The sequence below is a fragment of the Bacteroidota bacterium genome (assembly GCA_005882315.1).
Taxonomy (GTDB): Bacteria; Bacteroidota; Bacteroidia; order Chitinophagales; family Chitinophagaceae; genus VBAR01.
Genome location: VBAR01000004.1, coordinates 37,428 through 63,733, shown reverse-complemented (window position 1 = coordinate 63,733; position 26,306 = coordinate 37,428). Strand labels below are relative to the sequence as shown.

Annotated in this window: 18 protein-coding genes; 10 read left to right on the top strand and 8 right to left on the bottom strand. The window is 38.7% G+C overall.

Translation table 11 applies throughout. From position 1 onward, the window contains the following. Positions 1 to 9 precede the first annotated feature (9 nt). Positions 10 to 1,017 (bottom strand): class 1 fructose-bisphosphatase, encoded by a 1,008-nt coding sequence (locus E6H07_17145; protein TMI61992.1) that lies wholly within the window; start codon positions 1,015 to 1,017, stop codon positions 10 to 12. 156 nt (positions 1,018 to 1,173) lie between these two features. On the opposite strand from E6H07_17145, the gene E6H07_17140 reads away from it, so the two are divergent. Beyond that, complete coding sequence (locus E6H07_17140) at positions 1,174 to 1,602, top strand: CBS domain-containing protein (GenBank protein ID TMI61991.1); 429 nt, start codon at positions 1,174 to 1,176, stop codon at positions 1,600 to 1,602. Between the two features lie 57 nt (positions 1,603 to 1,659). On the opposite strand, the gene E6H07_17135 is transcribed toward E6H07_17140, so the two are convergent. Beyond that, positions 1,660 to 3,759, bottom strand: coding sequence for a DNA mismatch repair protein MutS (locus E6H07_17135; GenBank protein ID TMI61990.1), 2,100 nt, complete (start codon positions 3,757 to 3,759; stop codon positions 1,660 to 1,662). A 223-nt stretch (positions 3,760 to 3,982) separates the two neighbouring features. Here E6H07_17135 and msrA point away from each other — a divergent pair, with 223 nt between their 5' ends. Continuing rightward, positions 3,983 to 4,645 carry a peptide-methionine (S)-S-oxide reductase MsrA gene (gene msrA / locus E6H07_17130; GenBank protein ID TMI61989.1) on the top strand — a complete coding sequence of 221 codons (663 nt, stop codon included), beginning with the start codon at positions 3,983 to 3,985 and terminating at the stop codon, positions 4,643 to 4,645. A gap of 274 nt (positions 4,646 to 4,919) precedes the next feature. Beyond that, on the top strand, positions 4,920 to 5,417 hold the full coding sequence (locus E6H07_17125) for a hypothetical protein (protein TMI61988.1): 498 nt from the start codon (positions 4,920 to 4,922) through the stop codon (positions 5,415 to 5,417). Here E6H07_17125 and E6H07_17120 read toward each other — a convergent pair. Continuing rightward, entirely contained in the window at positions 5,414 to 7,045 is a 1,632-nt protein-coding gene (locus E6H07_17120; GenBank protein TMI61987.1) for an ABC transporter substrate-binding protein, read from the bottom strand. The two genes, E6H07_17125 and E6H07_17120, sit on opposite strands and share 4 nt — an antisense overlap. Positions 7,046 to 7,089: 44 nt before the next feature. Between E6H07_17120 and E6H07_17115 the strand changes: the two genes are divergently transcribed. Together E6H07_17115 and E6H07_17110 are read left to right on the top strand one after the other, a co-directional pair. Next, positions 7,090 to 8,778 (top strand): M1 family metallopeptidase, encoded by a 1,689-nt coding sequence (locus tag E6H07_17115; GenBank protein ID TMI61986.1) that lies wholly within the window; start codon positions 7,090 to 7,092, stop codon positions 8,776 to 8,778. Positions 8,779 to 8,826: 48 nt separating this feature from the next. Next, the gene (locus tag E6H07_17110) at positions 8,827 to 10,326 is read left to right on the top strand and encodes a lipopolysaccharide biosynthesis protein (protein ID TMI61985.1); all 1,500 of its coding nucleotides are present in this window, start codon (positions 8,827 to 8,829) and stop codon (positions 10,324 to 10,326) included. A 134-nt stretch (positions 10,327 to 10,460) separates the two neighbouring features. Here the strand turns inward: E6H07_17110 and E6H07_17105 are convergent, their stop codons facing one another. Continuing rightward, complete coding sequence (locus E6H07_17105; GenBank protein ID TMI61984.1) at positions 10,461 to 11,204, bottom strand: hypothetical protein; 744 nt, start codon at positions 11,202 to 11,204, stop codon at positions 10,461 to 10,463. Positions 11,205 to 11,500: 296 nt separating this feature from the next. On the opposite strand from E6H07_17105, the gene dnaE reads away from it, so the two are divergent. Next, positions 11,501 to 15,178, top strand: a complete 3,678-nt coding sequence (dnaE, locus tag E6H07_17100; GenBank protein TMI61983.1) for a DNA polymerase III subunit alpha — start codon at positions 11,501 to 11,503, stop codon at positions 15,176 to 15,178. Positions 15,179 to 15,353: 175 nt separating this feature from the next. After that, a complete protein-coding gene (gene trxA, locus E6H07_17095) occupies positions 15,354 to 15,671 on the top strand; it encodes a thioredoxin (protein TMI61982.1) in 318 nt (105 codons plus the stop codon). 75 nt (positions 15,672 to 15,746) lie between these two features. On the opposite strand, the gene E6H07_17090 is transcribed toward trxA, so the two are convergent. Then, positions 15,747 to 17,012, bottom strand: coding sequence for an MFS transporter (locus tag E6H07_17090; protein ID TMI61981.1), 1,266 nt, complete (start codon positions 17,010 to 17,012; stop codon positions 15,747 to 15,749). Between the two features lie 212 nt (positions 17,013 to 17,224). Here E6H07_17090 and E6H07_17085 point away from each other — a divergent pair, with 212 nt between their 5' ends. Next, on the top strand, positions 17,225 to 21,238 hold the full coding sequence (locus E6H07_17085; GenBank protein ID TMI61980.1) for a T9SS type A sorting domain-containing protein: 4,014 nt from the start codon (positions 17,225 to 17,227) through the stop codon (positions 21,236 to 21,238). Positions 21,239 to 21,307: 69 nt separating this feature from the next. On the opposite strand, the gene E6H07_17080 is transcribed toward E6H07_17085, so the two are convergent. Next, positions 21,308 to 21,652: an iron-sulfur cluster assembly accessory protein gene (locus tag E6H07_17080; protein ID TMI61979.1), complete on the bottom strand. Its 345-nt coding sequence runs from the start codon at positions 21,650 to 21,652 to the stop codon at positions 21,308 to 21,310. Between the two features lie 157 nt (positions 21,653 to 21,809). Between E6H07_17080 and E6H07_17075 the strand changes: the two genes are divergently transcribed. After that, the gene (locus tag E6H07_17075) at positions 21,810 to 22,319 is read left to right on the top strand and encodes a hypothetical protein (protein ID TMI61978.1); all 510 of its coding nucleotides are present in this window, start codon (positions 21,810 to 21,812) and stop codon (positions 22,317 to 22,319) included. Continuing rightward, positions 22,320 to 23,879 carry a methylmalonyl-CoA mutase gene (locus tag E6H07_17070; protein TMI61977.1) on the top strand — a complete coding sequence of 520 codons (1,560 nt, stop codon included), beginning with the start codon at positions 22,320 to 22,322 and terminating at the stop codon, positions 23,877 to 23,879. A gap of 31 nt (positions 23,880 to 23,910) precedes the next feature. On the opposite strand, the gene E6H07_17065 is transcribed toward E6H07_17070, so the two are convergent. Continuing rightward, the gene (locus E6H07_17065) at positions 23,911 to 25,584 is read right to left on the bottom strand and encodes a glutamine--tRNA ligase/YqeY domain fusion protein (GenBank protein ID TMI61976.1); all 1,674 of its coding nucleotides are present in this window, start codon (positions 25,582 to 25,584) and stop codon (positions 23,911 to 23,913) included. A gap of 73 nt (positions 25,585 to 25,657) precedes the next feature. Next, positions 25,658 to 26,185, bottom strand: coding sequence for a hypothetical protein (locus E6H07_17060; protein TMI61975.1), 528 nt, complete (start codon positions 26,183 to 26,185; stop codon positions 25,658 to 25,660). Between the last annotated feature and the right edge of the window lie 121 nt (positions 26,186 to 26,306).

Below are 26,306 nucleotides of genomic sequence, written 5' to 3'. Positions count from 1 at the left end.
ATCAAAATTTTATTTCAAACACTCCTCCAGTTCTTCCATCATTGATTTACTACCAATAAATAATGGCGACCGCTGGTGCAGTTCAGTTGGCATTACCTCTAATATTCTTTGTTTCCCATTAGTAGCCTTACCTCCTGCCATTTCAAGAATAAATGCAAAAGGGTTGCACTCATATAACAAACGCAATTTCCCTTTTGGTTTATCAGTAGTACCTGGATACATAAAAATGCCTCCTTTAATTAAATTCCTATGTACATCAGAAACCATACTACCAATATAACGTTGCGTATAAGGACCGCCGTCTTGTTTTGTTTTCCGCTGGCATTTATGAATATAATCTCTCACTCCTTCATCATATCGAAAAAAATGACCATGATTCACTGAATATATATTACCCGCATCAGGACATTTAATATCCGGGTGACTCAAACAGAATTCACCAATAGCAGGATCCAGCGTAAAACCATTCACTCCTCTTTTGGTTGCGTATACAAGCATCGTCGAAGAACCATAAACAATATAACCACCTGCTACCTGTTGAGTACCTGGCTGCAGGAAATCTTCTAGCTTAACTAACTCACCTTTTGGGGTTATCCGACGATAAATGCTAAAGATGGTACCGATAGAAACGTTCACATCAATATTACCACTGCCATCTAATGGATCGAATAAACAGATATACTTTGAATTGCGGCTAACATCATCATCAAATGCGATATAATCATCTAATTCCTCGCTGGCAATACCGGCACAACTGATACCATGTTTCAACACACCCATAAATTGGTTGTTAGCATATATGTCCAGTTTCTTTACATCTTCACCCTGCACATTTACTGAACCAGCGTCACCCAATATATCTACCAGTCCTGCTTTATTCACTTCAACATTCACTCTTTTAGCAGCTAAGCCAATATCCCGCAGCAAACTGCTCAGCTCACCCGTAGCTTGGGGAAACTGTCTTAACTGTTGGATAGTAAATTCATCAAGTGTAAGGACGGTGCGGTTGGTTATCATTTTGCAAGCATTTAGATTGAGACAAATGTAAGAGAATATTCAGTTGAGATGTCAATTATGCTGCATAACCATTCTGTTTGAACTTTAGCCCGGAAAAAATAAGGTATATTGTCTTTTCAACAGACTTTTTTCCTAACTTTAAAAAAACGCTTACATATGAATAAAGTTTTCAACATTCTCTCACGTAAAAACCGTGAACCTATTTCAGTGCCGCCTGAATGCTCGGTATTGAAAGCACTTGAAATAATGAACGGTGAGAACATCGGTTCGTTGGTGATAAAAGAAAACGATAAATATCTCGGCATCTTTTCAGAAAGGGATTACTCAAGAAAAGTTGTACTGAAAGGAAAGAATTCAACAGAAACAACTGTCGGTGAAATCATGAGTACTGATCTGCCTGTTGTGTCTCCCTCTGATACGATCGATCATTGTATGGAACTGATGAGTGATAAAAATATCCGCTATATGCCGGTATTTGATGGCAACAGGATGGTGGGAATTATTTCAATGAGTGATGTGGTGAAAGAAACGATCCTGGCACAAAAAGAAACAATTGAACATTTACAAAGCTATATTCAAAGCTGATAAACGAGTTACTGATTCATTAAATATAGGCGGGGCCCCGTAAGGCCTCGTTTTTATTTATTGCTCTTTTTCTTTTACGACAACTAAATCCTTGATCTCTACCTGCATTGGCAGTAATCCAATTTTTACAACGGCTCTCTTACCTCTTAACTCAAGCACCTCGCCTACCTGGTGATTGCGTTTCATCTTCACCTTCACACCTTCTTTTATTTCGCCATTTATCTCTTCAAATTTCGATTCGATCTTCTTCTGCATTTTGCTTGCTACTTTCTGTTCATTCTTTTTAAACAAAAGATTTTCCATTTCTTTGATCACTTTATTTTTATTCTCTGTCTTTCTCCATTCAATGATCATCTGCTTTAGTTTTCTTTCCATATCCTTCAGGTACACCAATCTTTCCTCATTTATCTTATTCTGCTGGGCAAGCAGCTCGACCTGCTGAGTATGTTTTTCTTTTTTTATAACTTCTTCCATTTCCTTTCGCAGTTTTTCATTTTCTTTTAACTGCTTATGCAATTCTTTTTCTTTCTGTTCAATGGTTCGTAGATCCTGTTCAGTTCGGTTCAGCAATTTATCAAGACGAAACTGATCTTCATCTATCAACTGCTTTGCAGAATTGATCAATTGTTTATCCAATCCGATCCGTTCCGCAATTGAAAATGTATAAGAGCTCCCGGGTTTACCTACGATCAGTTTATATAAAGGCTGTAAATGTTTTTCATCAAATGCCATTGCGCCGTTAACAATGCCCTGCGTTTTGCCTGCCATCACTTTCAGGTTAAGGTAATGTGTAGTCACTACACCATATGCATGTTTCTTTAGTAATTCTTTCAAAATCACTTCGGCAAATGCACCGCCAAGATTGGGATCACTGCCGCTGCCAAGTTCATCAATAAAGAATAATGTTTTGCCATTTGCATTCTCCATGAAATGCTTCATGTGGATCAAATGGCTGCTGTAAGTACTTAGCTCAAACTCGATACTCTGCGTATCGCCGATATGTATCATGAGTTGCTTGAAAATACCAAACTGTGAAGATGGATGAACAGGAACCAATAAACCGCTTTGCACCATCATTTGCAACAGCCCGATCGTTTTCATCGTTACTGTTTTACCACCGGCATTGGGCCCACTAATAACAAGAATACGTTTTGTTTCATCAAGTGTTAATGTAACGGGTATGGTTGGCTTGGCCGATTTCTTATTATATAAAAATAAAAGCGGATGATAGGCATTTACCAACTCTACAAGAGCTTTATCATGCACAACCGGGTATTCACCATTGATATCCGAACCAAGTTTTGCTTTGGCACGGGCAAAATCAAATTCACCTATTACTGCATGATACGATGTAAGTAAATGAGCATAAGCAGAAAGTTTCCGTGTGAGTTCCTGCAGTATCCGGTACACTTCTCTTTGTTCGGCATGCTCCAGTTCATAAATAAGATTATTCAATTCGATCGTTTCTTCGGGTTCAATAAACGCTGTCTTTCGGCTGTCACTCTCAGCATGTAGGATCCCTTTTACAGTTCTTTTTTGCTCTGCAAAAACCGCAACTACCCGACGGCCATTCATAAAACTTTCTTCTATCTCAGCGAGATAACCGGCTTTATTCAGTTTAGAAATAATTTTTTCAAACTGGCGGCGCAGTTCATTACGTTTGCGATAGAGACTTATCCTTATTTCTTTCAGCTCATCCGATGCATCATCTTTTACATAACCCGTCTCATCCAGTACATCATCTATCATTCCAATGATCGCCTTTTCATAAAAAACTCCTTCGATGATCTTTGCTAGTGCTGGGTAAGCGGTTTTTCTTTCATTATCAAACCAACGGGAAATTTTTTCCATACTTTCAGCCAGCTTGCGCAGTTGCATAAACTGTTCGCCATTCAGCAATGCACCGGGAATTGCAAGCAGTTTTAGTTCTTTTGAAAGATTGAGAATATAATCATTTGGGAAATAAATTGAATTGGATATCAATTGCCGGTATTCATGGCTTTGCTTCAGTTCTGTTTGAATAAACTCAATACGGGTATGAATACGAAGATTATCTGCTTTTTCTTTCGCATACTCCGTCTGGCAATGTGCAGCCAGCAGGGATTTTATTTTATCAAACTCCAGTTGTAAATAAGCCGATTCAGGATAAAGCCGCATTCCGTAATTTTTTGTAGCCAGCAAAGGTAATTTTTAGCTAAGAGATTAAAAGAGAAAAAGAGACATTTCAGAGCTTTTCTCTTTTTCTCTTTCTCTCCTTTATCCTCTTAGCTTGTTAATGTTTTCCAAAGGCCCCCTGTTTGTCATCCTCCTTACAAACCAAAGCCGTAACCATTTCGTAAATTGCATGATAATTATGAAACAGTCCATCAAACAAAATATTATGAAATCAGTGCTATCAGGAGCAATTTTATTCTCTGCTGTTCTTTTTTCCTGTGCTCAAAACTCAAATAAAGAAACTAAACAAACGAATACAAAAAAGGTTATGAAAGATACTACGAATTTAAAACCGACAGGTGTTGCAACATTTGCAAACGGATGCTTCTGGTGTACAGAAGCTGTTTTTGAAGAATTGAAAGGCGTCATCTCAGTTGTTTCCGGCTACACAGGCGGCAATGTTGATAACCCAACTTACGAACAGGTCAGCTATGAGCAGACCGGTCATGCAGAGTGTGCACAAATTACTTTTGATACTTCTGTAATTACCTATGATGAATTACTGGAAGTGTTTTGGGAAACACATGATCCCACTACACTCAACCGCCAGGGAGGTGATGTAGGCACTCAATATCGCAGTGCTATTTTTTATCATGACGATGAACAAAAACAAAAAGCAGAACAATATAAAGCTGCACTGGATAAAAGCGGCGCATGGGATAAACCCGTGGTAACCGAGATCGTTCCCTTTACTAAATTCTACTCCGCTGAAGAGTACCATCAGCAATACTACGAGCTGAACAAAAATAAAAACCCTTACTGTGCTGTTGTTATCAGGCCAAAACTGGAAAAATTCAGGAAAGTGTTTGCATCGAAATTAAAGAACTAAATAATCTTTATTGAAATGACAAATGCGTTAACAGTTCTTTAAAATTCGAAATTAAATTGTTTTCGGAGATTTTTTGTCTGAATTTAGAATAGTGATAACCGATATAGCGAATTTGATCATTCACAAACCACCTGTTATAAAAAAGATCAATTGTCTTTCTTTTCTACTGCTATTATGCTCATCAATCGGGCTATTTGCACAACCGGATACTTTCTGCAGATATTTTCCAAACCGCTATAAATTAGATATACCTGAGGAATGGAAAAAACCCAAGATGATTAAAGCATTAAACGAAATTCTCCCACAAACTTTTGATGACTATATAGATTCAAACAAACAATTCTGCTTAGACTGTAAGGCTGATTTTACTGTGATGCTTGTAATTGGCAACCCATATTTCAATCATAACGGGCAAACATTTCAGTTCAGAGCAGCATTAGGCCTCTTCGATACTACCGGCAAAAAATTAATGGAGTTATTACTTGTTTCGCAGGAAGAGAAACATGTTATAAAGCTTAGAGCGGAGTATAATAATAACCAATATCCTTTAGATGATAGACAAAATGTATATACAGAAGTTATCAGGGACACCAATATCGGAATTATCAATGTTGTACAAACCCCAGTGAAACCGCTGCCAAGAGGTAACAGCGGGCCTGTTTACAAAAAAGAAATTACATCCACGTACGACTTAATGAATATTGCCGAGTCAAGGGTTTACCAGATAAAGCATGTGCTTTCAAATTTAAAAAAGACTGCTGCTGGCGATTAATTGATTTTTGTTTTTCTCAGCTCAAGCAGATTCAATGCATTTGGTCTGAAGCCATCTACATTAGTTTGTACTAACCTTATTACTTTATCATACCACAGCGGAACAACTGGTGCATCATCAATCATCAACTGATCAGCCTGCTGATACAATTTCATGCGTAGCGAATCATTTTCTTCCAGCAATGCTTTTTCAAACAATGCATCAAAGGCTGGATTTTTATAACGGGTATAGTTGGGCGGTGCCGGGTTCTTTGAATAAAAAACAGACAAATAGTTTTCTGCATCGGGGTAATCTGCTATCCAGCTACCCCGAAAGAACAAAGCTTGAGATGAAGATGTCATCTGCAGCAATCTTGCTTTCTGCACTACTTCTACCTGTACTTTTATTCCCAGCTCCTGTAATTGTCTTGAAATATAAACGGCGATATCAGCATAAATAGGGATCGTGTATAATGTTATTTCGGGTAAACCATTGCCATTTGCAAAACCGGCTTCACGCAATAACTGTTTACTTTTCCCGGGATCATAAGTGTAACCTCTCACAACAGTTGAATCAAAAGAAGGCAAACCAGCCGGCACAAAACCAGATTCAGCTGCAGTACCGATTGAATTACGTAAATACAAAACCATTTTTCTTCTGTCGAATCCATAATTGATAGCCTGCCTTACTTTCTTTAACCGAGTCGGCGAGGTTTTAACGAGATCGTTTGTGCTGTCAACCATCAAACCGAGATACTCAATATTCAAATATGGATTAGTTTGTAAAACAAGTTTACCATTCCAATTATCACGCAGTACTCCTTTTTTAGTAAGTATCTCATCTTTAAATGAAGCATCAATATCATTTATAAAACTGAGTTGTTTTTGGCGGAACAATAAAAATTCTGTTGCCTTGCTATCATAAAAACTCACTTTGATCCCATCTAAATAAGGCAATGCATTTCCTGAAGCGTCTTTTTCAAAATAGTTTTTATTCTTTTTCATGATCAATGCCTGCCCTTCTTCCCATGCAACAAACTGAAATGGCCCGGTGCCAACAGCATGACGGCGGAAATCATCTGTATATTTTTCAACTGCTTCTTTCGGAACAATGGAACAATACTGCATGGAAAGAATACCGAGGATCGGGTTATAAGGTTTCAATAATCTCAACTGAAATGTAGAATCATCAATTGCTGTAAATGCATTTATCGTATCCACTTTGTTGTTAAATATCCATGCCCCAGGGCTGGCAACTTTCTTATCCTGTATTCTTTTAAAACTATAAACAATATCTGCCGCAACCATCTTTCTTCCCTTACTATTTGGAAATGCCGCATCATCATGAAAGAATATATCATTGCGCAAATGGAATACAACCGTCTTTCTATCCTCGCTGAACTCCCAGTTTTTCGCCAGAGATGGAATAATATTGAGATTAGAATCCACTTCCACCAGCGTGTTGTATAATTGATGTACGGCCCACATGATAGATTGGTTTTTTGCAAAAGCGGGGTCGAGACTGGCAATACCTGTTTGCTCATTGTAGCGGAAAATATTTTTGTTAGCCTTTTTATCATTACTACAGCATAGCAGAACTACACAGGCGGCCAAAACCAAAGCAAGTCTTATTGTATTTTTAACGGGCATATTGAAGATGAACGGCTAAATTTACAATTCAAATTTTTACCACTGTGAAGAAATTTTTAATATTAGTTGCTAGTTGCTTTTTATTGATTACTGGTTATAGCCAGCCTCTAAATAAAAAAGAAATATTTACAAAACAGGATACATTAAGGGGAAGTGTTGGTAAAGGAAGAGATTGGTGGGATGTAATGTCATATTATATTGATGTAACACCGGATTATAAAACCAAAACTATTATTGGAAATGTCTGGATTCATTTTAAAGCAAACCCAGGAACAAACAAAATAATGCAAATTGATTTACAGGAACCATTATTGATCGATAGCATTATCCCGGTTAGCAATGAAATTCAAATAAAAAAATATTGGCGGGAAGGCAATGTATATTTTATAGATTTTGGAACTACTGTCTTTAAAACTCATGCAGCCCTGGGCTCAAATTCTTCAAAAAGCTATTCACTTAAAATCAGTTATCACGGCAAACCCCGCGAAGCAAGAAATCCGCCATGGGATGGCGGTTGGATCTGGTTAAAAGATAAAAACAAAAATCCATGGATGAGTGCCGCTTGCCAGGGATTAGGCGCAAGTGTATGGTATCCCTGCAAAGACCACCAGAGTGATGAACCCGATCAAGGCGCATCATTAGCTATTACTGTTCCTGATTCTTTATCTGCAATTGGCAATGGAAGATTGAAAGAAAAAAAATCAAATGACAACGGAACCAGCACATGGGTCTGGGAAGTAAAAGACCCGATCAATAATTATAATATCATTCCTTATATCGGCAAGTACACCAATTGGACCGATACATATGATGGAGAAAAAGGAAAACTCGATTGCAGTTACTGGGTGCTTGATTACAATGTTGAAAAAGCAAAAAAACAATTTGGCCGTGATGTACACCCGATGCTTAAAGCATTTGAATACTGGTTTGGCCCCTACCCTTTTTATGAAGACGGATTTAAACTAGTGGAATCTCCTCACCTCGGGATGGAACATCAAAGTGCAGTTGCTTATGGTAATCAATACAGGGATGGATACCTCGGTATGGATCTTTCGCATACTGGTTGGGGATTGAAATGGGATTTTATTATCATTCATGAATCAGGTCACGAATGGTTTGCCAATAACATCACCACAAAAGATATTGCAGATATGTGGGTGCATGAAGGCTTTACTGCTTATTCTGAAACTTTATTTACTGAATATTATTATGGTAAAGAGGCCGGCAGAGATTATGTAATTGGTACAAGATCTGAAATAGAAAATGATAGACCCGTCATTGGACCTTACGGTGTAAATAAAGAAGGCAGCGGTGACATGTATTATAAAGGAAGTAACATGCTGCATACTATCCGGCAGGTGATCAATGATGATAGTTTGTTCCGCCAGATACTTCGTGGATTAAATAAAACATTCTATCATCAAACCGTTACTTCAAAACAGGTGGAAGAATATTTTTCAAAAATGGCGAAGAAAGATCTGTCAAAGATCTTTGATCAATACCTGCGTACTAAAAATGTACCGGTTCTTGAATGGAAAATTACCGGTGATAAAATTTCATACCGGTGGACCAATTGTGTAAAGGGCTTTAACATGCCGGTAAGAATGGCTGATGGTGGGTCTACATGGCTTTATCCGGCTACCGAATGGAAATCTGTAACAGGGACAAAAGATTTTTTAGATAACAATATGAAAGCTGACCGTAACTTCTTTATCACTACAAAAAAACTTTAATCGCCTCTGCCGATTTGCAAATCGGCAGTACAGCAGTACATTTACCCCATGAGCAAAATCCGCAGGCAAAGTATAATCTCTTCCGCAGTGGTTTATACAGGCTTTGCTTTCGGGTTGCTGAACACTTATCTTTTTGCGAGAGAAGGCGGATTTACCAAAGAGCAATATGGTCTTACCGGTGTCTTCATCGCTGTCTCAAATATTTTCTTCTCGCTGTCACAGTTTGGGATGACAGCATATATCTATAAGTTCTATCCTTACTATAATGATAACCTGCCGAAAAAGAAAAACGATATGCTCAGCATTGCGCTGATCGTTTCATTAATTGGTTATTGTTTAGTGATCATTGCAGGTTTTTTATTAAAAGATCTTGTTATCCGGAAATTCGGAACCAATTCGCCGGAGCTTATCACTTACTACAAGTGGATATTCCCTTTCGGGCTGGGACTTACCTTGTTTTCTATATTAGAAGCCTATGCCTGGCAGCTAAGAGAAGCAGTATTCACCAATTTCTTACGTGAAATATTATTCAGATTGTTGACTACAGTCTTAATCATCCTCACATTAACCAGTTTTATACCTGACTTCGATCTATTCATCAAACTTTATTCACTCACCTATCTTGTTATTGCATTCGTATTGATCTTTTATCTTATTAAAAAATCAGAATTCAATTTATCATCCAGTTTTAGCATTGTTTCAAAAAAGTTTTTCAAAAAAATACTTAGGCTTTGCTCGTTTGTGTATGGCGGCGCACTTCTCTTTACAATCTCCAGTGTATTTGACACCCTCGTTATAGCTTCAGTAATCGGAATAGAAATGGCAGCTGTTTATACATTGGCGCAAAATATGGCCAGCCTTGTACAGGCACCTCAGCGTGGTGTCATCTCTTCTTCTCTTGCTTCGCTGTCGCAGGCATGGAAGGACAAGAATATGGGGCTAATCGATAAAATTTATCATCGTTCATCTATCAATCAATTGATATTTGCAACAGCCATGTTTTCGCTTGTTTACTTAAATTTTATAGATGCTGTTTACACATTACATCTGAACAAGGTTTACCTGGATGCTATCAATGTTTTTCTTTTTATCGGGCTTACGAAAATCGTAGATATGGGTACCGGTGTAAGTGGCCAGATCATCGGCACATCTACCAAATGGCGGTTTGATTTTTTAACGGGCATATTGCTTTTACTTATCACACTTCCGTTGAATTATATTCTGACAAAAAAAATAGGTGTGACAGGACCGGCCATTGCAAACCTTATTTCATTCTCTGTTTATAATGCCATCCGCTATTGGTTTCTCGCTAAAAAATTCAACCTGCAACCGTTTAACAGTAAATCCTTGCTTACGCTTTTATTAGCTGCAGTTACATTTACGATAACTTATTTACTATTCAATGGCAAAATCGGTTTTGAATGGCTGTTTATAAGAAGCATTGTATTCCTTGCAATATTTATCAGCGGATCGATAGCATTGAAGCTAAGCCCGGATATTTTACCCGTACTGCAATCAATAAAAAAGAAACTGGGATTAAGTAAGTGAGGGAATGTGGATGCTAGATTCTAGATACTGGATACTGGATATTAGATATTGAGCTATATTACAAATCCAATTTTTGCTGATTGCTGATTGCTGATTGCTGATTGCTGATTGCTGATTGCTGACTTCCGACTGATCTACTGTTTAGCAAGTCCCGTCTTCTCCACCCTGCCAACGCCAACAAAACGACGGAGATAATAAGGATCGAAGAGATCGCTGATAGTAACCCCGCCGGTGGAAGCATGAACAAACTTATTATTCTGTAAATAGAAACCAACATGGCTAACTCCGCCACGGGTATTAAAGAAAACCATATCGCCTTCTTTTAATTCAGTACGTGAAATTCTTGTGGTTGCTTTGTATTGCTCATGGGCTGTTCTTGGTATACTAACTCCATAAACTGATGAAAAAAGGATTTGCATAAACGCAGAACAATCGATGCACTTACTCGTTGTACCACCCATGCAGTATTTTGTTCCGTACCATTCATCTATTTTTTTCAATAACTCTGTATTTGGAACATTCTCCACTTCTGTATTCAGCAGTATTGCATACTTCAACTGTAACGAACTGGCAACTTCAACTGCATTAGGTTTTGATGAAGCTGCAGAAGGCTTTGCGGCGGGTTCATTTTTTATAACCGATGTAGTAACTTTCTTTTCTGTTTCAACAGGAATTGTTTTGCTACCAGCAGGAGACGATGAAATATTCTCAAGAAATTTAACTTCCTTTTTTTCGGAAGCAGATGCTTTAGCCGTATTAGAACTTATACCCGATGAAGTATTCTCTTTATTGTTGTTACCGGACGTAAGGGTTTTCAGGCTGGAACAGCTTGAAAATATAAATGCAGATATGAAAAGATATCTAAGGTGCTTAACCATTCGGACTTTTCAGGATGATGACTTCTACAGTTAATTTCGAAAACCCTGCCCGCAACAGGCAAGTCCACAAAAATAAACTCCTTTTCTCAGAATGTGGATATTAAATAAACGATTTTCCGTTAATTAAATTGTGATTCATTTTTATTTGCATTTGGTCGTATTGAAACTTAGTAAATTACACATTGAATCTTTTGATAAATAAAAAAAATGATGCAGGTCAAACTGTAGATTGTGATGAGAACAGGAATTTGCCTAAACAGTTTTTTAACAATTCACGCATTGAACAACCCGACAAAATGAAATTTTCCCATCTACACGTACATACTCAATTCTCCTTATTAGATGGCGCTGCCTCTATTCAAAGTCTTTATAAAAAAGCAATGGATGATGGCATGCCGGCATTAGCTATCAGTGATCATGGCAATATGTTCGGCGTATTTGAATTTGTTGCTGAAGCACATAAACATAAAGATGAAAATGGCAACCTGAAAGTAAAACCGGTTGTGGGTTGTGAATTTTATATTACCGAGGATCGTCATCGGAAAACATTTACCAAAGAACAGAAAGACCCCCGCAACCACCAGATACTGCTGGCAAAAAATGAACAGGGCTATAAAAACCTGAGCAAACTTACATCACTGGGTTTTATAGAAGGTATGTACAGCAAATACCCACGTATTGATAAAGAGTTGATCGAAAAATATCATGAAGGGTTGATTGCAACTACTTGTTGCCTCGGCGCAAGAGTGCCACAGGCCATTCTTAAAAAAACAGAAGCTGAGGCTGAAATAGAATTTAAATGGTGGCTTGATCTATTTGGAGAAGACTATTATGTGGAGTTACAGCGCCATGGAATGAAAGAGCAGGATGCCGTAAACCAGGTGCTGATAAAATTTGCTGTAAAGTATAATGTAAAAATTATCGCCAGCAACGATTCGCATTATGTTGACCAAAGCGATTTTAATGCACATGATATTTTATTATGCATTAATACCGGTGAAAAAGTAGCCACTCCTGCTCTCCGTGAATTTTCGGATGATGATGTGCACACAAAGGATAAACGATTTGGTTTTCCTAACGATCAGTTTTATTTTAAGACTACTGCGGAAATGGTCAAAGTATTTCATGATCTGCCGGAAGCAATTGATAACACCAACGAAGTTGTTTCGAAGATCGATGTACTCGATCTTAAACGAAATATCCTACTGCCGAATTTTCCCATACCAGAAAAATTTAAAACGCATAAAAAAACGGAGACGACTAAAAAAGGTGAAGTGCTCAGTGTTGATTCACTCAACCAGTGGGAGTTCTTAAAGCATATCACATACGAAGGAGCGAATAAACGCTACAGTGAAATAACAGAAGAAATAAAAGAACGAATAGAGTTTGAATTATTTACAATTAAAACAATGGGCTTTGCCGGGTATTTTTTAATTGTAGGTGATTTCATCAAAGCTGGTCGTGATCTGGGTGTATATGTTGGGCCGGGGCGTGGTTCTGCTGCGGGTTCGGTTGTTGCTTACTGTATCGGTATTACCAACATTGATCCACTCAAATACAATTTACTTTTTGAAAGATTCCTGAATCCCGATCGTAAATCATTACCGGATATCGATACTGACTTTGATGATGTGGGCCGGCAGAAAGTGATCGACTATGTTATTTCAAAATATGGAAAACAACAGGTAGCACAGATCATCACATTTGGCACAATGGCCGCAAAGATGAGCATCAAAGACGTGGCGAGAGTGATGGATTTACCATTGCCCGAATCAAATGCTCTTGCCAAATTAATACCTGAAAGACCCGGCATTGAACTACGTCGTGTTTTACATGCGCCGATGAAAACAAAAGATGGCGAAAAATCATTAGAAGAAAAAGATGGACTAGGAAATGAAGATCTTGATAATGTAAAAAAACTACGTGATCTCTATAAAAAGACAGATAGTATTGAAAGTAAAATTTTACATGAAGCCGAAAGATTAGAAGGTTCTGTACGCAATACGGGTATTCATGCTGCAGGCATCATCATTGCACCAACAGATCTGACGGACCTGATACCTGTTGCTACTGCAAAAGATTCTGATTTGTGGGTTACGCAAATTGAAGGAAATGTGATCGAAGAAGCCGGTGTGATCAAGATGGACTTTTTGGGTTTAAAAACATTAACCATCATAAAAGATGCGTTGATGCTTATTAAACAAAATCACGGAGTGGAAATTGATATTGACACCATTCCCCTGGATGATAAAAAAACATTTGAACTCTACCAGCATGCTGCAACGATCGGCACATTCCAATTTGAGAGTCCCGGTATGCAGAAATATTTGCGGGAACTAAAAGCCGATAAATTTGATGACCTCATTGCGATGAATGCTTTGTATCGTCCGGGGCCGTTGGCTTATATTCCCAACTTTATCGATCGTAAACATGGCCGTGAAGCGATCACCTACGATTTGCCAGAGATGGAAGAATACCTGAAAGAAACTTATGGTATTACTGTTTACCAGGAACAGGTAATGTTGCTGGCGCAAAAACTCGGTGGCTTTAGCAAAGGTGATGCAGATGTGTTACGAAAAGCAATGGGTAAAAAACAGAAGCATGTGCTCGATAAAATGAAGAAACAGTTTATTGATGGTGCTACTGAAAAATTATTTCCGAAAGAACGTTTAGAAAAAATATGGACAGACTGGGAAGCATTTGCACAATATGCCTTTAATAAATCTCACTCTACCTGCTATGCTTATGTTGCTTACCAGACTGCTTATTTAAAATCACATTACCCTGCTGATTACATGGCTGCAGTACTTAATCATGCAGGAAGTATTGAGAAGATCACATTCTTTATGGAAGAATGTAAGCGGATGGGCATAAAAGTATTGGGGCCAGATATTAATGAATCATTAAATGGATTTGCTGTAAATAAAGCAGGTGAAATTCGTTTTGGATTGGGTGGTTTGAAAGGTGTTGGTGAAGCTGCCGTTGAAAATATAATTATTGAACGGGATAAGAATGGTCCGTTCACAAGTCCTTTTGATCTTACAAAACGTGTCAATCAAAGGTCTGTGAATAAAAAAACGTTGGAAAGTCTTGCGTATGCAGGAGGCTTTGATTGTTTCCCTGAATTTCACCGTGCACAATATTTTCATTCCTCTCCGGAAGAACCGCGAACAGGGCTTGAAAAAATTATCAACTTCGGCCAGGTCTATCAAACACAAAAATCGAATGGAGCCAACACATTGTTCGGTGATCTGCCGATCGCATATGATCTGCAACCCCCAAAAATTTCTCCTTGTGAACTTTGGCCATTGATCGTACAACTCGATAGGGAAAAAGAAGTAACAGGAATGTTTTTAAGTGGCCACCCGCTGGATCATTTCAAATTTGAAATGAAACATTATAATGTATCATCGATCGCTGACTTCAATGAATTTAAAGAAGCCATAACATTACATTCAAATCCGAACCGACCATTCAGATTGATTGCACTCGTGGCAGAAGCACAACATAAAATTTCCAAGAATGGAAATAAATATGGCAATTTTATAATTGAAGATTATTCGGGCAAGGCAACAATTATTTTATTTACTGAAGATTATTTACGCTTTACTCCTTTTTTACAACAGGGACAGACAGTTTATATAACCGGTTATTTCAAACAACGATACAATCGTGATGATTTTGATTTTAAAGTAAACGGTGTATCACTAGTAGAAACAATGAAGCGGAATATGACAAGGCAACTCAGCATTGATATTCATCCCTCAATGTTATCGCCAGATATGATCCAGTTTGTGGAAAAAAATATTAAAACACATCCAGGCAAATCTACCTTGAAGATCAACCTTGCAGAACCCAAACAAAATCTGAAAATAAGCTTAGTATCAATGGATAGTGGCTTTGAAATGAACGATGAAATGGTGGAATTTCTGCAATCGAAACCGGAGCTGGAAGTGCAGATTACTACCGTCTAAACCTTAAAAAAAATACAAATGACAGGTCAATCAGGCAGATTTTGTGGGATAAGTATTGATTTGGATGACATTTTTTGCACATAATCACATCGATGCTGATTAATTCATCAGACGGGCTTAAATTTGCTCCCCTTTCGATGTAACAAAGAAATAAAAAACAAATAAAAATAATAAAATGGCAAAAGAATTCACAGATGGCAATTTTCAATCCGATGTGTTAAGTTCTGATAAGTTAACCGTGGTTGATTTCTGGGCTGAATGGTGTGGCCCATGCCGTGCAATCGGACCAGTAATTGAAGACCTTTCAAAAGAGTATGATGGTAAAGTGAATGTAGGAAAACTAAATGTTGATATGAATCCTAACGTAAGCATGAACTATGGTATCACTTCTATCCCTGCTATACTTTTCTTTAAAGGCGGACAGGTTGTTGACAAATTAGTAGGTGCACAACCAAAAGGAAATTTTGTAAAGAAAATTGAATCGCATATTTAAGCAACCACATTATAAAAGACAATCCCAAACTTCCATAAGGAGTTTGGGATTTTTTATTAAATGTATGATCTTGAATTAATGCTTTATTTCAACAACTGCATTGCGATCATGCTTGTATTTAAATCCAAAAACAAATAGCACAGCAATTACTAATGCATAACCTGCAAACGTGAACCATATATTCTGCCAGTTCTTATTTCCTGCAGCATCAGTAAAATAATCAACAATCGCACCAGCAAAGAATCCACCTAAGATAGCGCCAAGCCCGTTTGTCATTAACATAAACAAACCTTGTGCACTTGCCCTGATGCCAGGTTTTGCTTCGCGGTCAACAAATAAAGAACCTGATATATTGAAGAAGTCAAATGCCATTCCGTAAACGATCATAGATAGAACAAGAAGCCATAACCCTGAGCCTGGATTTCCAATTCCAAACAAACCAAAGCGTAATACCCATGCAAGCATACTTATCAGCATTACCTGCTTGATACCAAACCGGCGTAAGAAGAAAGGAATTGCGAGAATGAATAGTGTTTCGGAGATCTGTGAAAGCGATATAAGAATATTACTATGTTTTACTGCAAAACTTTCTGCATACTCGGGCACTTTTCCAAAATCACCCAGGAATGGATTGCCAAACATATTTGTTATTTGCAGGGCTGCCCCGAGGAACATAGCAAATAAAAAGAATCTCGCCATCATAGAGGACTTAAACAACTGAAAAGCATCTAACCCAAGCCGTGTGGCAAATGATTTTTTTTCTTTTGATCTGCTTATTTCAATTTTTGGAATGGAAAAACAATACAAACCAGTACATACACCTGCAACAGCAGCAAAATAAAACTGGTTACTATTCTGTGTCCATCCCAATAAATCGACCGCCCATTCTGCCACAATAAACCCAACCGTTCCCCAAACACGGATCGGCGCAAACGATTTTTGTACGTCAAAATTATTTTTACTCAGTAAAGAATATGAAACTGTATTACTCAAACCAATCGTAGGCATATAAAAACAACTAACGAAGAAGATAGCCCAGTACATATCACCAGCATTGTTAACTGTGCTTGCATAATACAGCCCTGCAGCACTTATAATATGACATATACCTAAAACAATTTCAGCCCTTATATACTTATCCGCAAGAATGCCCATTAAAGCAGGCATGATCAAAGCAGCCCATCCCATTGTTCCGTATGTATTACCGACTTTGGAACCGAGTGCAGGATCAACGGGGTTATTGAAATTTGCAAACATATACCCCCCCAAAGAAATAAGCCAGATACCCCAAACAAAGAATTGCAAAAAGCTAAGTATGGTCAGCCGGTAGCGAAGATTCATATCAGTGATTTTGGTGAAACCTAAAAAGAGGAAGATAGGAAAATTAAGGCTTATAAATTAAAGCAACGATTTTACCGATAAGGCCGATTCTAAAATGTGGAAAACAACGGGAAATCAGGACGTTTTGCTGGAAAAATTTTTCCCTTTCTAAACCGGATTCCGTATACTTGTGCCTCGGACTCTGACATTTAATAACCAAAAACTATACTGACTTGAAAAATTTTACATTCCTGCTTCTTGCGGTCTTTTCAATTTTAGTTTTTAATGTAATCGCAAAAGCACAAAGCGAACCTGTACATCGTACCTGTGCAACAGATGAAGTCATGCAGCAATTGTTTCAAAATGATCCCTCAGCAAGGGCTCGTTATGAAAATACACAACGCCAATTCGAAAGCAGAATAAGAGCTATTCTGAATAATCCACAGCACAGAACTCAGGCTATCACAACCATCCCTGTAGTAGTGCATGTCGGGGTAACAAGTGCCCGACAATCCCTCGTTACAAATGCTATTATTCAAAGCCAGATCGATACTCTTAATTTTTACTATGGAATCCAGCCAATTGGGGACAGCTTAAGAGTGTACACACCATTCAGAACTGCCTATGGAAGAAGTGAAATCAGGTTTTGCATGGCACAACGTACACCAGCCAATGCTCCTTCAACCGGCATTGTGAGAACGGTTACATCAACTGTGTTTTCTAGTGCCAACCACCCGAGTGGAGAATTAGGTTTTTGGGATCCTACAAAATATCTTAACATATGGGTGGTGGAATTAAGCGGTGGTGTTTTAGGCTTTTCTTATTTGCCCGGCAGTTTTACACCCAGCGACCCTAGAAATGGTTTCGTAAATGACTTCCGTGCATTTGGTGCTGGCCCAGGTACAAGCAGTGGTGGTTATCATTTCAATTTATACAATCAGGGTAAAACCGCTGTACATGAAATTGGTCATTACTTTAATTTATTACATCCCTGGGGACCTTTAGCTACTACAAACCCGGGTTGTGCGAACGATGATTTTTGCGGTGATACACCACTTACTTCAGCACCAACATTTGGTTGCCCCGCTTCACCAGTTACAAATACTTGTTCACCGGCAGCACCAGGTATACAGTTCCAAAACCATATGGACTATGCTGACGATGCCTGTATGTATTTATTTACAGTAAACCAGTGTACCCGGATGACAACATCTCTTACATTGGCTGACAGGGTTGGGTTAACTACTTCAAATGGTTGCCAACCAATTGTAACAACAAATGATGATGCATCAGTTTCTGCAATACTTACACCTGCTAATGGTTCATCTATTGCTTGTGCCAGTGTGCCATTGATTGTTACATTGAGAAATAACGGAACAAATAGCCTTACATCTGCTAATATCAGGGTAAGAGTTAATGGTGCTGATGTTCCAGCTGCAGCATTTAATTTCGCCGGTACTCTTGCTCCGGCTGCGTCTACTACTGTTACAATGCCAAACCTTAATCTTGCTGCGTTGGGAGCTTATACGATCAAAGTGCATTCAACCATACCAAACGGTGTTCCTGATTCAAGTCCTGCAAATGATACTTCAACGGTAAGTATCACAAGGGTAGGAACATCAACATTACCGGTAGTTGAAAATTTTGAAGGAGCTTCTTTCCCATCTGCTGGATGGCGTGCAAATAATCCTGATGGACCGTCAAGTATTCCTGCTCAAACAGGATTTGGATGGGAAAGACGTGCATCCGTTCCATCACCAAATGGTACAAGAGCCGCTGAAATTGATTTCTACGATTACTCAACATTGGATGCAAAAGATTCCATTGTTTCACCCGATATTGATATGACAAATCCTCCGGGTTTAAAACTTTTGCAATTTGACCGTGCACATGCTACTTATGGCTATCCTCCGATTTTTGCTGCTAACGTAGATACAATGGAAGTGATGGTTTCAACAAATTGTGGCGCCAGCTATACAAGCGTCTGGAAAAAATATGGTGCAGTTATTACAAATCCTAATTCATTAAATACAGTTACACTCAATACTACAGCTGGCTATACTCCATCGTCAGCCGCTGACTGGCTTACTGAAACAATTGATATCACTTCAGTAGTGGGTGCATCACCTGTAGCAAGAGTATTGTTTAAAACAATCAACCGCTATGGTAACTTCCTGTTCCTTGATAACATCAATATCAGTAGTCAGTTCCAACGTGATATGGGAGTAACCATAATCACAAGTCCGCTGGCTAATGAATGTAATAACACAATAACACCACAGGTGACAGTACGGAACCTTGGTACCGCTGTAGTAAACTCTTATACAGTTGAATATACTATTGATGGAGGTACTCCGATATCAGCTACATTTAATACCCCAGTAGCCCCAGGTGTTACCGTAGTACATACGCTTCCTGTTTCCGGTGTAATCACTGCAGGCAATCATGTGTTCCGTGTATACACGATTAACCCTGTGGGTCCATCGGGCACAGGTGATCAGAATACAACCAATGATGCATTGACAAGAAACATTACTATAAGAAATGTAACCGATGCACCAGCTATTGAAACATTTGAAGGTGCTGCTTTCCCATCTCCTAACTGGAGTATTGCCAACCCGAATAATAACAATACATGGGTTAAGAAAAACCAGGGATACCTGAGTTCCAACTCTGCATTCATTGATAATTATAACAGTAATACTCCAAATCAAGTGGATGATATCCTTACTCCTGTATTCAGAACAACTGGTAATGGTGGTGCGCAAGCTGACTCAGTAATTATTACATGGGATCTGGCAGCTCGTTACTATCCTGCTACTCCATACGACACATTTACTGTAAGAACATCTCCTGACTGCGGCAATACTTTCCCGAATACCTTATTCAATGCAGGTGGCGCAACCCTGGGTGCTGCAGATGGTAATGATTTTTTAGTACCAATCGAATCTGAATGGAGAACCCGTCGTGTAGCAGTAGGTGGCGCAGCCATTACTTCAGGTACTCATATGGTTGGTTTCAGAAATAAAAACCAGTTTGGTAACAATATGTTTGTTGATAATATCAACGTTTCCTTGTTATTCAAACGTGATGTTGGTGTTGTTGCAATTAACAATCCTGACGCAGAATGTTCAGCAACATTTACTCCGAATGTTACAGTAAGAAACTTTGGTAGCGAAACTGTAACCGCATTTAGTGTCTCTTACAGGATAAATAGCGGGGCAATTCAAACAGCCAGCTTCACTGGACAAACTCTTGCCCGTAATGGACAGGTGAGTGTAAGCCTTCCAAACAATTCAGGAACCCTTGCAACCGGTTCACATACAATTACAGCATTTACATTGAACCCGGTAACTGCAAGTGGTACGGGTGATCAGTTCCTAGCAAATGATACCTTGACAAGATCTTTCAGTATACTTGCTAGTTTGCCTGCGCCATTGATCGAAACTTTTGAAAGCCCGACCTTCCCTCCTGCTAACTGGGGTGTATTTAATCCTAACGGAGACCTGACCTGGCAAAGAAGTACTGTTGGTAATAATAATGCAGGATCGGCTTATATGAACAACTGGAATTACCTTGGCCGTGGCCAGCTCGACTACCTGTATTCACCGAATGTAACTTATACAGGTGTTGACTCCATTTCATTATCCTTCGATATTTCTGCAGCTACTAGACTGTACCCGGGCAGCCAGCAATTACCGTTAGATACTGTTGAGGTACTTGTTACAACTAATTGCGGAACTTCATTTACTTCTATCTATAAGAAATGGGGAGCAGACCTGCAGACTATCGGTAACCCGAATGATCCGCAGCCGTTTGAATTCTTCCCTGGTGCCCCAAGCCATTGGAGAAATGAAAAAATCGATCTTACTGCATTTGCTCCAACAGGTCCATTGCAGGTTGTATTCAAAAACAGAAACGGTTTTGGCAACAATGTATTTATTGATAATGTAAATCTGAAAACCCGTACACTTCCGGCAAGCCTGAAAGCGGATGGATTACAGATACTGCCGAGTCCGTTCCAGTCAACATTCCAGATCTGGCACCTACAACAACCAACCACATTGAAGTCAGTGAGGATATTTAACTCAGCGGGCCAGCTAGTATGGCAAAAAGAATACTCACTTACTGCACCGAAAATAATAGATGTAGATCTTAGCAAAAATGCGGCCGGTATGTATATAGTTGATTTAAGATACTCAACCCGTGGCACAGACCAGCAAATTCGCATTATTAAAACACAATAAAAGGTTTTACGTATAAACTAAAAAACCTCCGCAATTGCGGAGGTTTTTTTTATTTACTAAAGAAAAAAATTATACTGCGAAAGAAGTGCCGCAACCACAAGTGCTGCTAGCATTGGGATTTTTAAAAGTAAAGCCGCGGTTATTAAGTCCATCCTGCCAATCTACTTGCATACCGAACAAGTAAATTTCATGAGCTTTGTCCATAATGCAACGAACACCATTTACTTCAAACTCATTATCATTTTCCTGCTTGTGATCGAAACCGAGGATATAGGTCATGCCAGAGCAGCCACCGCCTTTTACACCTACACGCAAAAGCATAGTGTTATCAAAACCTTCCGCATTCATCAGTTTATTTATTTCCAGAATAGCCCCTTCAGTAAAACTTACCGGGCTTGTAGTTAATGTTTCCATACTGCAAAAATAATCAAAGCATTTTTCTTGCATAGCCTTATCATTTCCGAGCAAGGGAAATATTGAAGCATTAACATAGTTTTTAACCTCGTCAAACTCAAACTTGAAATCTTAAACGTCGACCCATATTCCCTATTTTTGCTGAAAACCAATTACTATGGATGTAACAACTATCAGTTTGATCGTATCAATCGCTGCTTTTCTTGCAGCACTCTATGCAGTATTCATGATCAATGAAATGAAAAAGACCCCAGTGAAATCAGAATCACCCAATGAAACAAGACCCTTGCAATTACAGGCCTACGAAAGATTAGTGATGCTGGCAGAAAGGATTGGCCTTCCAAATTTAGTAAGCCGTGCAAATCAGCAATTCTCAGGTTCTTCTGCGGAAATGAGAGGACTTTTATTGGAAAGCATAAAGCAGGAATATGATTATAATGCCACGCAGCAGATCTATGTCAGTCCAGTTGCCTGGGAAGCATTGAGAAACCTGAAAGAACAAAACATGCTTATCATTAACCAGGTAGCAGCTTCGTTGCCCAATGGCGCAACAGGTTTTGATCTAAATAAACGATTAATGGAATTTGCTATGACTGAAAAAAAAGGAGCTATGCACCAGATAGTACTTGAAGCATTAAACTACGAAGCTAAAAAGGTCATGAAGTAAATGCCGGATAAAAAAAAATATACAGATTCAGGAATAGAGATAAAACCTGTTTATTCTGAATCTGATTTACAAGCTGCGAGTAACCAACAAGCCGGCGAATACCCCTACACAAGAGGTATTCAATCCGACATGTATCGGGGTAAACTCTGGACCATGCGGCAATACGCCGGTTTCAGTACTGCAGAAGAAAGTAATAAGCGATACCATTATTTATTATCGCAAGGAGTAAATGGACTGAGTGTAGCATTTGATTTACCTACACAAATAGGATATGACAGTGATCATGCCTTGGCAGAAGGTGAAGTTGGCAAAGTTGGTGTCGCCATTGATTCGCTGGAAGACATGAAGGCATTGTTCAAAGGAATAAAACTGGAAGATGTATCTACTTCCATGACGATAAATGCAACAGGATTTATTTTACTCTCATTATATGTTGCATTGGCAAAACAGCAAGGCGCTGATCTGAAAAAAATAAGCGGCACTATACAAAATGATATTTTAAAAGAATATGCCGCAAGAGGAACTTATATTTATCCGCCCAAACCTTCTATGCGCATCATTACCGATATTTTTGAATGGTGCAGTCTTGAAGTGCCGAAGTGGAATACGATCTCTATTTCCGGCTATCATATCCGGGAAGCAGGAAGTACAGCTGTGCAGGAAATTGCATTTACTCTCAGCAATGGGAAAGCCTATGTACAGGCCGCATTGGAAAAAGGATTAGATATAAATGTATTTGGCAAACGCCTCTCCTTCTTTTTCAATGCACATAATAATTTATTTGAAGAAGTGGCCAAGTTCCGTGCGGCAAGACGCATGTGGGCAAAAATGATGAAAGGGCTCGGCGCAACTGATCCCAAAGCAATGATGCTCCGCTTTCATACACAAACCGGGGGAAGTACATTAACAGCCCAACAGCCATTGAATAATATTTCAAGAGTAACCATTCAAACACTAGCAGCAGTTTTAGGAGGCACACAATCTTTACATACCAATGGATATGATGAAGCAATGAGTTTGCCAACAGAAGAGGCTGCACGAATTGCATTGCGTACGCAACAAGTTGTTGCCTTTGAAAGTGGTGCTCCTGATACAGTTGATCCATTAGGCGGGAGCTATTTTATAGAATCATTGACAAACGAAGTAGAAGCCGCTGCATGGAAGCTGATAGAAAAAATTGATGTAATGGGCGGAAGTGTGAGTGCTATCGAACAGGGCTTTATACAAAATGAAATTGCCCGCAGCGCCTACGAACATCAGCGGCAGGTAGAAACGAATGAGAGGATAATTGTAGGTGTAAATAAATTCCAGGTGGATACTGAAGAACCTATCCCTCTTTTTAAAATAGATGACAGCATACGGTTGATACAAATAGAAAAGCTAAAACAACTAAAGCAAAACCGCAACAACGCAAAAGTTGATTCCCTTCTGCAACAACTAAATGATAAAGCTGCCAGCGGCGAAAACCTGATGCCTGCAGTAATAGAAGCCGTTGAAAATAATATAACCTTGGGTGAAATTGCTGATGAGCTAAGAGCTGTTTTTGGGGAGCATAAATAATCAGCAATATGAAATATTGTCTGAGTAGCTCCTACCCTTTCTTCACTTCCTTCGCCCATGCATCTTTCAATGTAACTGTTCGGTTAAAGATCATCCCTTCTTCTGAAGAATCTTTATCAAGACAATAATACCCTTTGCGCAAAAATTGAAACCTATTATCAAACTTTGCATTCTTTATCGAAGGCTCAGCAAATCCTTTCACCACTTTAAGTGACTGCGGGTTGATATAATCTTTAAAATCTCCTTCTTCACTTGACGGATCCTCCACACGGAACAACCTGTCATACTCTCTTACTTCTACTTCTACTGCATCCGTAACATTTACCCAATGCAAAGTTCCTTTTACATGAATACCACTTGTATCATGCCCGCTTTTACTTTCAGGTATATAGGTGCACCGTAACTCAGTTACATTACCGGCTGCATCTTTTATTACTTCTTCACATTTGATGATGTATGCGCTTTTCAAACGAACCATTTGTCCCGGAGCAAGCCTGAAATATTTCTTCGGCGGATTTTCCATAAAATCATCCCGTTCGATATAGATCTCACGACTGAATGGGATATCACGAACTCCTCCATTAGGATCTTCAGGATTATTCTCACTTGAAAGTAATTCGGGTTCATTACTGTAATTCGTGATAACAACTTTAACGGGATCAAACACTACCATTCTTCTATATGCAATTTTATTCAAATGCTCTCTCAAACAGAATTCCAGCAATCCTACATCAACGATATTCTCTCTTTTAGCAATACCAATACGATCGCAAAAGTCACGGATACTATCGGGTGTGTAGCCCCGGCGTCGCAAACCACTTACAGTAGGCATCCTAGGATCATCCCATCCTGTAACAAATTTTTCATTTACTAACTGCAACAGTTTTCTTTTGCTGGTAACAGTGTAGTTGATATTCCTTCTTGCAAATTCATATTGATGTGAAGGATAAATTTCCAGTTTCCCGATCAACCAGTCGTATAGTTCACGATGCGGAACAAACTCCAACGTACAGATAGAGTGAGTAATATTTTCTATTGAATCACTTTGCCCATGTGCAAAATCATACATCGGGTAAATGCACCATTTATCACCTGTACGGTGATGATGTGCATGCTTGATACGATAAAGCACCGGGTCACGCATCAGCATATTGATATGCGCCATATCAATTTTTGCACGCAGCGTCCGGCTGCCATCTGCAAACTCGCCGTTCTTCATTCGTGTAAACAGATCAAGATTCTCATCAATGCTCCTGTCCCTGTATTTACTATTTTTTCCTGGTTCAGTTGGTGTACCTTTTAATGCAGCCATTTCTTCACTGGTACTTTCATCCACATAAGCCAGGCCTTTTTTGATCAGTGCTATTGCAAATTCAAACAACTGATCAAAATAATCAGAAGCATATAGTTCATGTTTCCATTCAAAACCCAACCAGCGAACATCATCCTTGATACTTTCAACGTATTCTGTTTCTTCAGTCTCAGGATTTGTATCATCAAAACGAAGATTGGTATAGCCTGGATATTTTTTAGTAAGTCCAAAATTCAAACAGATACTTGAAGCATGCCCGATATGGAGGTAACCATTCGGCTCTGGCGGAAAACGGGTAACAATAGCTTTATATTTACCAGCTGCAAGATCTGTTTCAATAATTTCTTCAAGAAAATTAAGACTGCGTTCTTCTTTTTTTAGTTCCTCTGCCATAAGTCGGCAAAGATAATATTTAAGAGGCAGTTTTATTGGGAATAAAGCTTATTGATTATTAATAATAAGCTGTTTACTGTTTAGGTTTCCATGTATCTTTTCGTAACTCCTCTAGTTCCTTTGCCATGCAGCTTATCATTTTCAGTAACAGTTCCTGTTCTTCTGCCGTAGGGATCAACTCAATTTTCTTTTCTGAGCTACCGGATAATTGTATCTTCTCTATTTTTTTCAGCGTAAGATTAGTAAGATTGGCTGGTTGAATTTCCTGGTTCTTAAAAACAAAATGAAAATTACCCTTGCAATTGGTAGTCCCACCATTTTTAAATGTAGCCCTTTGCTTTCCTCCTTCAAAAATCACGGTTGCACGGGAATAATCGTCAAAACAGATCCCATTAGGATGGCTAACAGAAAAGAACAGATCCATTTCGGTTTTGTCTGCGGTAACAGAAAACAAAAACTCCTCCTTTCCTTTTACAAATTCCTTGAACCCTGTTGTAAGCCTCACACCCTGGTTAAATTGATCTTTCTCATCCCTAAGTTGGCAATCCTGTGCAGATATAAAAGCCGGGTACAAAAGAAGAAGACTAAGCAATTTTTTCATGCAATAAATTTACACTAAAAATAAAACCCAACCCCGACAATGATGTGAGTTACCTGTTAAAAATTTACATGATGCTAAAAGCCTTATAGGCATTATCTTTACAAACAAAAATCAAACTCTA

Bases quoted from the DNA above. Each gene is read 5' to 3' on its own strand.
- E6H07_17070 (TMI61977.1), top strand. From the start codon at position 22,320: ATGCCGGATAAAAAAAAATATACAGATTCAGGAATAGAGATAAAACCT.
- E6H07_17090 (TMI61981.1), bottom strand. From the start codon at position 17,012: ATGAATCTTCGCTACCGGCTGACCATACTTAGCTTTTTGCAATTCTTT.
- E6H07_17145 (TMI61992.1), bottom strand. From the start codon at position 1,017: ATGATAACCAACCGCACCGTCCTTACACTTGATGAATTTACTATCCAA.
- E6H07_17140 (TMI61991.1), top strand. From the start codon at position 1,174: ATGAATAAAGTTTTCAACATTCTCTCACGTAAAAACCGTGAACCTATT.
- E6H07_17080 (TMI61979.1), bottom strand. From the start codon at position 21,652: ATGGAAACATTAACTACAAGCCCGGTAAGTTTTACTGAAGGGGCTATT.
- E6H07_17110 (TMI61985.1), top strand. From the start codon at position 8,827: ATGAGCAAAATCCGCAGGCAAAGTATAATCTCTTCCGCAGTGGTTTAT.
- trxA (TMI61982.1), top strand. From the start codon at position 15,354: ATGGCAAAAGAATTCACAGATGGCAATTTTCAATCCGATGTGTTAAGT.
- E6H07_17105 (TMI61984.1), bottom strand. From the start codon at position 11,204: ATGGTTAAGCACCTTAGATATCTTTTCATATCTGCATTTATATTTTCA.
- E6H07_17060 (TMI61975.1), bottom strand. From the start codon at position 26,185: ATGAAAAAATTGCTTAGTCTTCTTCTTTTGTACCCGGCTTTTATATCT.
- E6H07_17125 (TMI61988.1), top strand. From the start codon at position 4,920: ATGATTAAAGCATTAAACGAAATTCTCCCACAAACTTTTGATGACTAT.
- msrA (TMI61989.1), top strand. From the start codon at position 3,983: ATGAAATCAGTGCTATCAGGAGCAATTTTATTCTCTGCTGTTCTTTTT.
- E6H07_17065 (TMI61976.1), bottom strand. From the start codon at position 25,584: ATGGCAGAGGAACTAAAAAAAGAAGAACGCAGTCTTAATTTTCTTGAA.
- E6H07_17135 (TMI61990.1), bottom strand. From the start codon at position 3,759: ATGCGGCTTTATCCTGAATCGGCTTATTTACAACTGGAGTTTGATAAA.
- E6H07_17075 (TMI61978.1), top strand. From the start codon at position 21,810: ATGGATGTAACAACTATCAGTTTGATCGTATCAATCGCTGCTTTTCTT.
- dnaE (TMI61983.1), top strand. From the start codon at position 11,501: ATGAAATTTTCCCATCTACACGTACATACTCAATTCTCCTTATTAGAT.
- E6H07_17120 (TMI61987.1), bottom strand. From the start codon at position 7,045: ATGCCCGTTAAAAATACAATAAGACTTGCTTTGGTTTTGGCCGCCTGT.